13 protein-coding genes are annotated in these 12657 nt (G+C 65.5%); 4 read left to right on the plus strand and 9 right to left on the minus strand.

Annotated features, from left to right (window positions below):
• Positions 1-2 precede the first annotated feature (2 nt).
• Positions 3-1739 (minus strand): efflux transporter outer membrane subunit, encoded by a 1737-nt coding sequence (locus B0G74_RS03585; RefSeq protein WP_132373678.1) that lies wholly within the window; start codon positions 1737-1739, stop codon positions 3-5.
• Positions 1740-1894: 155 nt separating this feature from the next.
• Between B0G74_RS03585 and B0G74_RS03590 the strand changes: the two genes are divergently transcribed.
• Positions 1895-2833 (plus strand): LysR family transcriptional regulator, encoded by a 939-nt coding sequence (locus tag B0G74_RS03590; RefSeq protein ID WP_132373679.1) that lies wholly within the window; start codon positions 1895-1897, stop codon positions 2831-2833.
• A 220-nt stretch (positions 2834-3053) separates the two neighbouring features.
• Positions 3054-3212: a hypothetical protein gene (locus B0G74_RS45650; RefSeq protein ID WP_165923807.1), complete on the plus strand. Its 159-nt coding sequence runs from the start codon at positions 3054-3056 to the stop codon at positions 3210-3212.
• A 95-nt stretch (positions 3213-3307) separates the two neighbouring features.
• On the opposite strand, the gene B0G74_RS03595 is transcribed toward B0G74_RS45650, so the two are convergent.
• The 5 genes from B0G74_RS03595 to wrbA form a co-directional block, all read right to left on the minus strand.
• The gene (locus B0G74_RS03595; protein WP_132373680.1) at positions 3308-4030 is read right to left on the minus strand and encodes an SOS response-associated peptidase; all 723 of its coding nucleotides are present in this window, start codon (positions 4028-4030) and stop codon (positions 3308-3310) included.
• Between the two features lie 202 nt (positions 4031-4232).
• A complete protein-coding gene (locus B0G74_RS03600) occupies positions 4233-5039 on the minus strand; it encodes a metallophosphoesterase (protein ID WP_132373681.1) in 807 nt (268 codons plus the stop codon).
• A 50-nt stretch (positions 5040-5089) separates the two neighbouring features.
• A complete protein-coding gene (locus B0G74_RS03605) occupies positions 5090-6508 on the minus strand; it encodes an FAD-binding oxidoreductase (RefSeq protein WP_132373682.1) in 1419 nt (472 codons plus the stop codon).
• Between the two features lie 54 nt (positions 6509-6562).
• Positions 6563-6973 carry a DUF2069 domain-containing protein gene (locus B0G74_RS03610; protein ID WP_132376830.1) on the minus strand — a complete coding sequence of 137 codons (411 nt, stop codon included), beginning with the start codon at positions 6971-6973 and terminating at the stop codon, positions 6563-6565.
• Between the two features lie 74 nt (positions 6974-7047).
• The gene (wrbA, locus tag B0G74_RS03615) at positions 7048-7650 is read right to left on the minus strand and encodes an NAD(P)H:quinone oxidoreductase (protein ID WP_132373683.1); all 603 of its coding nucleotides are present in this window, start codon (positions 7648-7650) and stop codon (positions 7048-7050) included.
• A 121-nt stretch (positions 7651-7771) separates the two neighbouring features.
• On the opposite strand from wrbA, the gene B0G74_RS03620 reads away from it, so the two are divergent.
• Positions 7772-9085, plus strand: a complete 1314-nt coding sequence (locus B0G74_RS03620; RefSeq protein WP_207915612.1) for a YihY family inner membrane protein — start codon at positions 7772-7774, stop codon at positions 9083-9085.
• 44 nt (positions 9086-9129) lie between these two features.
• Here B0G74_RS03620 and B0G74_RS03625 read toward each other — a convergent pair whose 3' ends face one another.
• From B0G74_RS03625 to B0G74_RS03635, 3 genes are all read right to left on the minus strand, one after another.
• Positions 9130-9450 (minus strand): Mpo1-like protein, encoded by a 321-nt coding sequence (locus B0G74_RS03625; protein WP_012433756.1) that lies wholly within the window; start codon positions 9448-9450, stop codon positions 9130-9132.
• A gap of 180 nt (positions 9451-9630) precedes the next feature.
• A complete protein-coding gene (locus tag B0G74_RS03630) occupies positions 9631-10464 on the minus strand; it encodes an alpha/beta hydrolase (protein ID WP_132373684.1) in 834 nt (277 codons plus the stop codon).
• Complete coding sequence (locus B0G74_RS03635; RefSeq protein WP_132373685.1) at positions 10461-11831, minus strand: O-acetylhomoserine aminocarboxypropyltransferase; 1371 nt, start codon at positions 11829-11831, stop codon at positions 10461-10463. The genes B0G74_RS03630 and B0G74_RS03635 overlap by 4 nt, the downstream gene beginning before the upstream one ends.
• A gap of 240 nt (positions 11832-12071) precedes the next feature.
• On the opposite strand from B0G74_RS03635, the gene B0G74_RS03640 reads away from it, so the two are divergent.
• Positions 12072-12533, plus strand: a complete 462-nt coding sequence (locus B0G74_RS03640; RefSeq protein WP_132373686.1) for a CBS domain-containing protein — start codon at positions 12072-12074, stop codon at positions 12531-12533.
• Positions 12534-12657: the final 124 nt, after the last annotated feature.

Raw genomic sequence — 12657 nt, forward strand, 5'->3', positions numbered from 1 at the left:
GGTCAGCTTCCCGACTTGGCCGACGGGGCAGCGGTGGACGGAACAGAAGTGGCCGCTGCCGCACTCATTCCGCTAGCGTTCGCACCGTTGGCAGCAGCGGGCGACGGTTTCACGACGCTCGGCCCGGCATTCCGTGCGCGGTCTGTGTCAGCGGTGGCCGGTGCGGCTTTCTCCAGGCGGCTAGCCGACTCGGCTTTTGCCGTCGCGTTCGCGGGCGCGGCTCCAGCGTTCAAACCCGCCGCTGCAGCTTTGCCCTTCCCATGCGCCGGCAGCGTCTCATTCGCCTGCGGACCGTTAGCCGGATCGTCGAGACCACCGCCCAACGCCGTGACCAGCGACGCATGCGCGCCCAGCCGCTCGGCCTGAATCTTCGCGACGCCTTCCTGCGCGCGCAGCAACTGGTTTTGCGCGATCAGCACGTTCAGGTAATCGGTCAGCCCGCGCCGGTAACCTTCGCGTGACAGGTCGTAGTTCTTGCGGGCCGCCGCGACCGAACGGTCGGCGTCGTCGGCCTGAGTGGCGAGCGAGCGGATGCGGATCACCTGATCGGATATATCCTTGAGCGCGCCGACAATCGACTGGTTATAACCATCGACGGCTTCGTCATAGCCCGCCGACGCCGCACCGAGTTGCGAACGCAGCCGTCCGCCGTCGAGGATCGGCAGCGACAGCGCCGGCCCCGCGCTCCAGCTATGCGACGGGTTCTTCAGAAACTGGAACAGCGGCCCCATCGCCGCATAACCGCCGATCGACGCCAGCAGGTTGATGTCCGGATAGAAGTCCGCTTTGGCCACGTCGATGCCGCGCGCTTGCGCCGCGACCGTCCAGCGCGCCGCGACCACGTCCGGCCGATGGCCGATCAGATCCGCGGGCAAGGCGCTCGGCAGGCCGGCCGGCGCGTTCAGCGAAAGCGTCGGGCGCTGGATCGAATCGCCCGCGCCTGGACCCTTGCCGGCCAGCGCGGCCAGCTGATTGCGCCCGAGCGCGATCTTTTCTTCGATTTCGTCGATCTGGCGTTCGTATTCCGGCAGCGGCGTTTCGGCCTGGCTCACTTCGAGTTGCGTGCCAATGCCGCCTTTCAGACGCCGGTTGGCCAGATCCACGATCTGCTGCTGTTGCTGCAAGGTGGCTTTGGCGATGTCGAGCAGCGCATAGTTCATCGACATCTCGATGTACGTGCGCACCACGTTGCCTTCCAGTTCGAGCTGGGCGGCGCGCGCATCCGCCGCGCTCGCGTGGGCGGCGTCGAGCGCGCGCTCGGCGGCGTTCTTGTCCTTGCCCCAGATGTCGAGGTGATACGACAGGCCGAGCGTGCCGGTGTTGTTCCACGATTGCTCGCCGGCCAGCGGCCCCGGGCCGTAGTAGAGGTTGTCGGCCCACTTCTGGCGCTGGATCGACAGGCTGCCGTTGACTTGCGGCGACAACGCCGAACGGGCGACACCCGCCATTGCCATGGCTTCGCGCACGCGCGCCTGGGCGGCCGCGAGGCTCGGATTGCCCGCCTGCGCTTCTTCGATCGACTGGTTCAGTTGCGGATCGTTATAGGCGCGCCACCAGTCGACGGCCGGCCATTGGGCGTCCGCGTTGGCGGCGCGGATCGCGTTGCCCGCGTCGAGCGAAGCGGGCTCGATTCCGCTTGCTTGCGGCGCGACGCCTCCGGTACTGGCGCAGCCGGCGATTGTTAATAGGATCGTAAGAACCGCGGCTGCGGCGACCCCTTTCTGTACCGGAGACTGCACGATTTCCTCCAAAAATGATTATAGAAGCATGTGCGCCATTATATTTTTTGATTGATTGGGGAATAACCGGTAAAGATGCAAGGCATTTTTACGGGATATGAGACAATCGCCTTTGCGAATCGTGTAACAATCGCTTCCGATCACAAGGGAAAGTTATGGATACGCTTCAAAACATGCGCGTATTTGTCCGCGTCGTCGAAGCGGGCAGCTTCACGGGTGCCGCGCAGCATCTGAACACGACCACGGCCTACGCGTCGCGCGCGGTGTCTGATCTGGAAGCGCATCTGCGCACGCGCCTCCTGAACCGCACGACGCGCCGCATCGCGCTGACCGAGGCCGGCGAGCGTTATTTGCAGCGCTGTGAGCAGATTCTCGCGTACGTGGATCAGGCGGAGGCCGAGGCGAGCGACGCCCACGCCCGCCCGTCCGGCAAGCTGAAGGTCCACGCCATGACGAGCTTTGGCCAGCACTATGTGGTGCCGGCCGTCGGCCGCTATCAGGACCGCTACCCGGACGTGCATATCGAACTGACGCTCGCGCAGCGCATGCCCGATCTGCTCGACGAAGGTTTCGACGTGTCGCTCACGCTCGCCACCGGTCTGCCGGATTCGGGGCTGGTGTCGCAGCGGTTGGGCAGCGCGTTCAGCATTGCGTGCGCGTCGCCTGCGTATCTGGAGCGGCACGGCGTGCCGCAAACGCCGGCCGACCTCTCGCGCCATGCGTGTCTGCAAATGGTCACGCCGGTGTTCCCGACCGACAAATGGACCTTCGACGGCCCAAACGGCGAGGAAACCATCGCGCTCGGCGCGACCACGTTCCAGGTGAACGTGGCCGAAGCCATGGCGGTGGCGGTGTCGAGCGGCATGGGCGTCGGGCTGATTCCGATCTACTCGGCAATTAGCGGTTTGCGAAGCGGCGAACTGGTGTGGCTGCTGCCGGAATACACGTCGCAGGAAATGAATCTGTACGCCTTGTACCCGTCCCGGCAGTATCTGGACGCCAAGATCCGCACGTGGGTCGAGTTCCTGCGTGAGGAACTACCTGTCACGCTGGCCGCGGATCAGGAGGAACTGCGCGAGTTCGCGCGAACCTGACACCGCGCCGTGCGGGCGTTCCGGCGATGGCCAACTGGCTGCCGCCAGGCGGCACGGGCCGCTGTTACATAAGTGCCGCGTCGCAACATTTCCTTATTTCTCCCGCGCGGTCGATTTGCTAACGTGTCGTTCATGCGCTGCGGTATTGCACCGGACGCGCGCAGTTCGCCGCCGTTCGGCAAATCGCTACACATCGCAACGACAGAAGGACGAGGGATTCATGGATACGCATCTGATGATCGGCGTGGCCGTCATGTTGGGCTTGATCGGGATCGCCGCATCGCGCGATCTGCTCCGCCGCCTGCGCGAACAGCAGCCGCAACTGGTGCCGGTCAAGGTCGAGCGCCCGGATTTGCAGGGGCAGCGGCGCGATCGCTGAGGATTGGCGTGGCGCCGCTTTGGCGGGCGGCCTGTTTTCCGATCTTGGGGCCTAGCGGTTGACGCACGTTCCGGGCGCACATCTGGCGCTCAAATTCAGTTCACTGCTGCAATCAGGCCCGGCTCGTCATTGAGCGTGCGGTCCACGTCGTGGCTCACCCGATGCCAGCGAAAGCGCCCGGCGGCCAAGCCCGCGCTGCGCGTCAACTGCTCGAGTTCGTCGAGCGGGAGTTTCGGGTCCAGCCAGCGCCGCGCCGCGTCCGGCGCGAATGCCAGCGGACGGCGGTCGTGCACGTCGACGAGGCCCGCGTCGGCGATGGCCGTCACGATCACCATTCCCATGCCTTCCATTTGCGGCTCGGTGCCGCGCACGCTCGAGAGCGCCGCGAGATACATGGGCGAGTCGCTCTTCAGATGCACGAAGTAGGGCTGGCGAATCGGCGGCTCGTCTAGTCTGTCTTTGCTGTCCGCGATGGTGGTCACGGACGCGGTTTCCGTGCGCCACTCGAACCAGCCGTCCGCCGGCACCAATACCCGTCCGGTTTTCCACAGTTCCTTGAAGTAGCGCCCGTTCGGCGCGGCGTCCGCGCGCGCGTTGATCGTCTGCGGCAGATGTTGTTCGCGTGCCCAGTCCGGGCAATAGCCCCAGTGGACCGCGTGTACCGTCTGATCCGGATAGATGGCGAGCGGGTGGGTGCCGGGCGCGAGGTTGTAGCCGGGACGGCGGTCGACGGCGTCGAAGAGCATGAGTGGATCGGCGAGGCCGAGGTGCTCGACGTAGAGATGCGGATCGCGATACTGGCTGATTCGACCACACATGAGCGACCTCCGGAGGCGACCTGCCTGGGGTTCGACAACCGCGGTTGGATGACCGCGGTTCGACAACCTCGACAGCGTAGTGCCTGCCGTGCCGGCCCGCTACCCAGATCGGCCCCTAGCCGACCGACCCGACCGACCCGGCTGAGCGACCCGAACCGAAGCCGACTCAAGCCGAAGCCGACCCAACCCACCTCAGTGCCCGCTAGATCTCGACAACCTTATCCCACGCGAAAAGCGGATTTTCCAGCAAGCCGGTGCGTCGGTCGAGATAGCCGCGCGGATTGCAGACCACGCGCGTGCCATTCACGTTGTAGTCGAACGGCGTATGCGTGTGCCCATGAATCCACAGCGCGACCGGCGGGCCCACGAGGTCCGGCAAGTGATTGACGAAGCCCGCCGACACGAGGTCTTCCGCGTAACGCTCGGCGAGACTCAGCCGATGCGGCGCGTGGTGCGTGACGACGATCGTCTTGCCGCCGAACGGCCTGGCGAGTTCGCCTTCCAGCCAGGCGCGTGCTTGCCGGTGCAGCGCGAGCGAGTCGTCGGGCGTGAAGTCGCGCGTGGCGTCATGGGTGTCGTGCGGCCAGTTCATCTGGATCAGCCCGCGGAAATCGAGCATGACCTTGCGCGACGCCTCGATCGATTCGGCGAGCGTGTCCGGGTCGTTCCCGTACAACGCGAAGTCGGTCCACAAGGTCGTGCCGAGCACGCGCCACCGGCCTTGCGGGTCGACCAGCGCGGCGTTGTTCAGCACGTGCACGTTATCGACCTGCGCGGCCGCGTCGTAGAGCGCGGCGTCAAGCGCGCTGAACTCGCCGTCGTAGTACTCGTGATTGCCGGGCACGTAGACCACCGGCACGGCGCCGTCGAAAGTCTGCGCAGCCCAGCGCGGTCCGGCCGCGTGATTGTGGATGTCGCCGGCCAGCACGATCAGATCCGCCTGCGCATGCGGGATCAGCTCGGGCTCGTCGTTCTCCAGATGCAGATCGGACAGCACTCGAATCTTCACGACCACGACTCCTGCAAGTAGCTCCGCAAGGGAGCGCGGAGCATCAGACTCTAGCGTAGCACCTTGCCCGGATTCATCAGATTCAGCGGATCGAGCGCGCGTTTGACGGCGCGCATCAATTGCACTTCGACGTCCTGCTTGTAGTGCATCGCCTCGTCGATCTTCAACTGGCCGAGCCCGTGTTCCGCGCTGATGCTGCCGCGATGCCGGTGCACGCTGTCGTAGACGATCTGGTTGATCGGGCTCTGGTATTGCTCGAGGAACGTTTTAGCGTCGCCGCCCTCGGGCGCCTGCACGTTGTAATGCAGATTGCCGTCGCCGAGATGGCCGAACGTCACCATGCGCGCGCCGGGCACGGCCTGCGCGATCGCCGCGTCGGTTTCCTCGATGAAGTGGCCGATGCGCGAGATCGGCACCGCGATATCGTGCTTGATGTTCAGGCCTTCCTCGGCCTGGGCGAGCGGAATGTGTTCGCGCAGATTCCAGAACGCGCGCGACTGGCTGAGATTTTCCGCGACCACCGCGTCTTGCACCAGACCGTCTTCGAGCGCCGTTTCCATCAGACGCTCGAACAGGCCGCGTGCGTGCTCCTCGCTTTCGCTGTCCGACAGTTCGAGCAGCACGACTTGCGCGTGCGGCTCGGCGAACGGATAGCGCATCTGCTCGAAATGCCGGCCGACGAGGCGCAGGCAGAAATCCGACATCAATTCGAAGCCGGTCAGGAGCGGCCCGGCGATGCACTGTGTGAGCGACAAAAAGTCGAGCGCGGCGTACGGCGACGCGAGCGCGGCGAGCGCCGTGACGCGCGCAGCCGGTTGCGGATGCAACTTGAGCACGGCGGCGGTAATGATGCCGAGCGTGCCTTCCGCGCCGATGAACAGGTCGCGCAGATCGTAGCCGGTATTGTCCTTGCGCAGTCCGCGCAGGCCGTCCCACAGTTCGCCTTGCGGCGTGACCACTTCGAGGCCGAGGCACAACTCGCGCGCATTGCCGTAGCGGAGCACGCCGGTGCCGCCCGCGTTGGTGGCGAGATTGCCGCCGATCGTGCAGCTGCCTTCGGCGGCGAGGCTCAAGGGGAAGAGGCGGCCGGCCTCGTCGGCGTGCTTCTGCACTTCGGCGAGCATGACGCCGGCTTCGACCGTGATCGTATTGTTGTGCGGATCGATGTCGCGCACCCGGTTCAGACGCCGCAAGCTGATGACCGCCTGCGCGCCGCTTGCGTCCGGCGTGGCGCCGCCGGCGAGTCCGGTGTTGCCGCCTTGCGGAACCAGCGCGATGCGATGTTCGACGGCGAGCTTCACGAGCGCCACGACTTCGTCAGGCGTGGCCGGGCAGAGCACCGCGCACGCCGCGCCGGTGTAGCGGCGGCGCCAGTCGGTCAGGTACGGGGCGGTGTCGTGCGGATCGGTCAGCACCTGCGCGGCGCCGATGGCGTCGCGGCAGGCGGTGAGGAAAGCGGTCTGGGTCATGTTGGTCGGTCAGCGTATTCGGGCGGAAATGTCAGGTGAGGCGCAGCGTTTTCGTCAGCCGGTGGTGTTGGGCTGCTTTGCGGGCTGGTTGGCGGCCTGTTTTGCAGCCCGCTTCGCCGCGCGTTTGAACGGCGCGACGTAGGCCAGCGTGCAGACGAAAAAGACCACAGAGAGTGCGGCTTCCAGCCAGCCGAGACCGGCGCTCAGCCCGCGGTCGCTCCAGCCGCGCACAATACCTTCGGCAAAATACAGCAGGATCAGCATCGACGCCCATTGCAGCGTATAGAGCCGGCGCCGCCAGACGCCGGGTAGCGGGAGCAGCAGCGGCACAGCCTTGAGCACGAGCGCCGAACCGCCGGGACGCAGCGGCGCGAGCCACCATTCCCACGCGACGGACAGGGCGATCAGCGCCACCAGGGCAGTGGTGGCGCCGAACGCGGCAGCGCGATTTCGCGGCACGGGCATGGCGGCTGTGGTCACGGGCGCCTGCGCTGCGGTATCGGCGTCAGACGCGGCGGCCGGTTGGGCGTGCGGCTCGCTCACGGCCTTTCGCTCATGGATGCCGCCGTGCGCGCGACGCGTGCACCGAGCGCGATGGCGAGCGTCTTCTCGTCCGCCGAAATGCCTTGTTCGGCGCTGCCCGCGCGCGCGAAATGCGACGCGCCGTACGGAGTGCCACCGGTTTGCGTGGTGCTCAGCGCGCTCTCCGTGTACGGAATGCCGACGATCAGCATGCCGTGATGCAGAAGCGGCAGCATCATGGAAAGCAGCGTCGATTCCTGGCCGCCGTGCAAACTGCCGGTGGACGTGAACACGCAAGCGGGTTTGCCGGAGAGCGCGCCGGAAAGCCACTGCGGCGTGGTGCCGTCGAGAAAGTATTTGAGCGACGCGGCCATGTTGCCGAAGCGGGTAGGCGAACCGAGCGCCAGACCGGCGCATTCCTCGAGGTCGCGCAGTTCGACGTAGGGCGGGCCCTCGGCGGGAATATCGGGCTGGGTCGCTTCGCAGACGGTGGACACCGCCGGCACGGTACGCACGCGCGCCTGCATGCCGGGGACGCTGTCGACGCCGTGCGCGATCGCCAGCGCGAGCTCGCGCGTGGCGCCGTGACGGCTGTAATAGAGCACGAGAATGTCTTTCATAGGCCTCATCGGTGAACGGGTATTATAGGGGCTGGGTCCGCTCCACAGGCCACCCATAGCCGTTCGGCCAGGTCTCGCGCGCGGTCCTGAAACACCGGTACACGAAGCAAGGAGGTGGGGTTTGTTGTCCAGGGTGCGTTTCGATCTCGACACGCTCAAACGGCTCGCGCAATTTGCTGCGCAGCGCAGTAGCGAAGACCGCATTCCGCAGGTGGCCGGCAGCCTCACGTTCACCACCATGCTCTCGCTCGTGCCGCTCGCCACGGTCGCGTTCGCGCTGTTCACCGCGTTTCCGATCTTTGCTTCGTTCCAGATGTCGCTGCAGATATTTCTTGCCGACCATCTGATGCCCGCGCAGCTCAACAGTCAGATCTTCAACTATCTGAACCAGTTTGCTTCGAAGGCGAAGGGCCTCACGACCATCGGTATGATTTTTCTGTTCGTCACCGCCGTGATGACGATGATGACGGTCGAGTCCGCCTTCAACGTGATCTGGCGCGTGCGCAAGGCGCGGCCGATCGCGCAGCGCATTCTGGTGTATTGGGCGATCATCACGCTCGGGCCAATTCTGATCGGCGTGAGTTTGTCGATTTCATCGTACCTGTTCACGCAATCCATGACCTTTACGGCGGCGCAACGCATGACGCCGGTCATCGAGTGGGCGCTCACCGGCGCCGCGCTGCCGCTCACGGCGCTCGCCTTCACGATTCTCTACGTCTACCTGCCGAATTGCCGGGTGGAGTGGCGCGACGCGGTGATTGGCGGCGTGACCGCGGCGATCGCCTTCGAACTGGCGAAGCGCGGCTTCGGGTACTACGTACGGCGCATTCCGACCTACACCGCGGTGTACGGCGCATTCGCGGCCGTGCCGCTGTTCCTGGTGTGGATGTACCTGTGCTGGTTCATTACGCTCGCGGGCGCGATGATCGCGTCCGCGTTGCCGGCCATTCGTATCGGCCAGTTTCACCGGCCCACTTTCGAGGGCAGCAATCTGTTCGACTCGCTCGAACTGCTCGCACGGCTCTCGGAAGCGCGTGAAGCAGGCAAGCGCGGCTATACCGTACCCGAACTTTCGCGGATGCTTCGTCGCGATATGGACACCACGATCAACCTGCTGCAAAAGCTCGAAGAGATCGAGTGGATCGCGCGCTTGCAGGAAGATGGCATGCGTCCGCATTTCCTCCTGCTGGCGAATCCGGCGCAAATCACGGTCGAGCGCCTGTTCGCGCTGTTCGTGATCGACCGCGCGGAACTCGAGTATCAGCTCCAACTCGCGTCCACCCGCGTGGACGGGCAGATGTTGCTGGCGGCGCTGGAAAACGACAAGCTGAAAGTCACACTCGCCGCGTTGCTGACGGCGCGCGCGGCCGCTCGTGGGGCGCGTGCCGAGCAGAGCGAATCCGGTACGCCTTCCATGCCGCATCAGGCGGCTTGAGCCGCGCGGAGTGCGTACTGGTCGGCGCTGAAGCTACCGCATCGCTACAACGAAATCTTCCCGACGCAGATGTCTTTGAACATCACCCAGTCGCCCATCAGGCTATAAAGCGGATGCCGGAAGGTAGCCGGCCGGTTCTTCTCGAAGAAGAAATGCCCGACCCAGGCAAAGCCGTATCCGCAGATCACGGCAGCGGGCAGCCATAGCCAGTCGCCGGTGGCGAGCGCCATGGCGAGACAGCCGATCACGCCGAGCGATCCCACGAAATGCAGCCGCCGCGAGACTGTGTTGCGATGCTCGCTCAGGTAGTACGGATAGAACTCCGCGAAACTCGCGAAGTGATCGGTGTGCGCGGTTTGAGCCATCACGGCCTCCGATTGCGACGCTTCTCGATGCTTCAGCGTGCGCGCCAACAGGCCCAGACACACGCGCTCGAAGCAGGACAGGCTTGATCCATTGTGCGGCTATCGGGCGACGCGCGCAACCTGGCCGTTCGGCCGATGGCGCGCCGCTCCTCACGCGGCTATCGTGACGACTCGCAACGTTTATCGGATCTCGCGGGGCGCACCGGAAGCGAAGCTGAAGAGGGAGTCGAGCGTGGCGTCCGGTTGCTCGGTCATGAGCGCGTGGCCTGCTTCGAGCGTGACCGTGTCGACCGGCACACCGGCTTGCGCCAAGGCGCCAGCAAGCGCTTTGGCCGCGCGCGGCGGTGTCATCGCATCGCGGCGGCCGACGATCAGGCGTGCCGCACAGCGCAGCTGCGCGGCGCGGGTGAGGCCGTCCGCGTAGCTGTTGCAGGCGGCGAAGTCGGTGTGGAACAGGTTCGGCTCGCCGCTTGCCGAGACACGCTCCATCAAGCGCTGGTTCATACCGTGCAGCCAGAAGCCGGGGCCGGGGCAGGAGGGTTTGGCTGCGAAGGTCGAATGCGACCACTCGTTGACCATGCCGATCGCTTCGGGCTCACGGTGCAAGGCGGCGTCGAGCAAGGCGTCGGAGACGGCCATCGGTATCGCCGTGGCGAGCAGGGCGAGGTGGGTTGCCCGCTCCGGATAGCGGCCGGCGAAGTCGAGCGCGATCAGCGAGCCCATGCTGTGGCCGGCCACGAAAGCGCGTTGCACGCCGGCGGCGTCGAGCAGCGCGGCGAGCCAGTCGGCCATGGCGGGCACCGTGGTCAGAGCCGGGCCCGCGCTGCGGCAGTGGCCGGGCAGATCCACGGCCAGCACGCTAAAGCCGTGATGCGCGAAGTAGCGGGTTTGCAGCGCCCACACGCTGTGATCGTGCTCGGCGCCGTGGATGAAAACGGCGGTCGGCAGGCTCGCATCGAACGGTTTGCCGCCGGTGTAGGCGTAGGCGGGTTTGCCTTGAACAGTGAGGATCATGCGGACTCCGGGCGAGGTTGGGCAGCCGTGCCGGATGCACCGGATACACCGGGTGCGCCGCCGCGCGGCGCGCCCGAACCGCTCGCTTTCTGCGTGGCCTTCAGCGCGCGCTTGAGGTCGTCGATCAGATCGTCGGGATCTTCGAGGCCGATCGAGAGGCGGATCGTGCCTTCCGCAATGCCGGCCGCGGCGAGTGCGGCGGCGTCCATGCGAAAGTGCGTGGTCGATGCGGGATGAATCACCAGCGAGCGCGCGTCGCCCACGTTCGCGAGATGCGAGAACAGCGCGAGCGCTTCGATGAAGCTGCGTCCGGCGGCGCGGTCGCCGCGCAGATTGAAGCTGAACACCGCGCCGGCGCCGCGCGGCAGCAAGCGTTTCGCGAGCGCGTGGTCCAGGTGCGTCGGCAACTCCGGGTAGGCGACGGATTCGACCGCCGCGTGACCGGCGAGAAATTCGACCACGCGGCGCGTATTGGCGACGTGCCGTTCCATCCGCAAAGGCAGCGTCTCGATGCCTTGCAGCAGTTGCCACGCGGCCTGCGGATGCAGGCATGCGCCGAAGTCGCGCAGGCCTTCGCGGCGCGCTCGCAGGAGGAACGGCGCGACGGTGCTTTCCTCGCTGAACACCATGCCGTGAAAGCCGTCGTAGGGCTCGGTGAATTCGGGGAAGCGCCCGGAGGCTTCGAAGTCGAAGGTGCCGCCGTCCACCAGCACTCCGCCGATCGTCGTGCCGTGGCCGCCGAGAAATTTGGTGGCCGAGTGATAGACGAAGTCCGCGCCGTGTTCGAACGGCTTGAGCAGATAAGGCGTGGTGAAGGTCGAGTCGACTAGCAGAGGCACGCGATGCTCATGCGCGATCTGCGCCACGGCGGCGATATCGAGCACGTCGAGGCCCGGATTGCCGAGCGTCTCGCCGAACAGCAGCCGCGTGTTCGGGCGCAGCGCGGCGCGCCACGCGTCGAGGTCGCCGGGCTTGACGAAGGTCGTCTCGATACCGAAGCGCCGCAAGGTGTAGTGCAGCAGATTGTGCGAGCCGCCGTACAGCGCGCTGGAGGCAACGATATGCGAGCCCGCGCCCATTAGCGTGGCGATGGCCAGGTGCAAGGCCGCCTGGCCGCTCGCCGTGCCGATCGCGCCCGCGCCGTTTTCCAGCGCGGCGACGCGTTCCTCGAACACGGCCACGGTCGGATTCGAGATGCGTGAATAGACGTGACCGGCGCGCTCCATATTGAAGAGCGCCGCGGCGTGGTCCGAGTCGCGGAACGAAAACGAGGTAGTCTGGTAAATCGGCGTGGCGCGCGCGCCGGTTGTCGGGTCGGGAGCAGCGCCGGCGTGCAGCGCAAGCGTGTCGAAACGGTTCGCGGACATGCTGGGCGGCGGGGCCACGGACGGCCTCGCGAAAGGTGAAAGTGGCGGCCATCCTATCACCGGCATGCGGCGCTTCAAGCGCGGTTTTCCCGATGCGCGTACGCTCGGAATTACGGGTTCGAACCTGCGAACGCCCGCTGCGCCTTGGTGGGCGGGCCGCTTTCCTTTTATGGGTCTTTCCGCTAGGATCGAAAAACATCGATGCATTACCAGCTTAGCGGGCATTACGGGAGACAAATCATGCGAGTCAGCGACATCCTCAAAGTCAAAGGCAACACCCTATTCACGGTCACGCCGGATACCACGCTGCACGACGCAGTCAATGCCATGGCCGAGCACGACATCGGCTCGCTGGTGGTGATGGAATACGGCGACCTCGTCGGCATGCTGACGTTCCGCGAAATCATTCTGACGCTGAGCGAGAACGGCGGCAGCGTCGGCACCTCCACGATCCGCAAGGTCATGGACGACCATCCGCTCACCTGCACGCCGGAAACGGATGTCAACGAAGTCCGCCGCATGATGCTCGAACATCACGTGCGTTATCTCCCGGTGATGGAAAGCCGCACGCTGATGGGTGTGATCTCGTTCTACGACGTCGCCAAGGCGGTGGTCGAAGAGCAGGGTTTCGAAAACCGCATGCTCAAGGCATATATCCGCGACTGGCCGGAAGAACAGCAGGACCAGCAGCCGGCGCGTTAATGCGCGGCGATTCACTGCGACGCGCTAGCCGTTGCTGTGAGCGCGAAGAGGCAGTCAAGGCGCGCGCGAAAGCGTGCGCTTTTTTTGTGTCCGGCGCTGGGTTTGGCCTCATGTCCTGCCTTGT

This window comes from Paraburkholderia sp. BL9I2N2, from assembly GCF_004339745.1.
GTDB lineage: Bacteria > Pseudomonadota > Gammaproteobacteria > Burkholderiales > Burkholderiaceae > Paraburkholderia.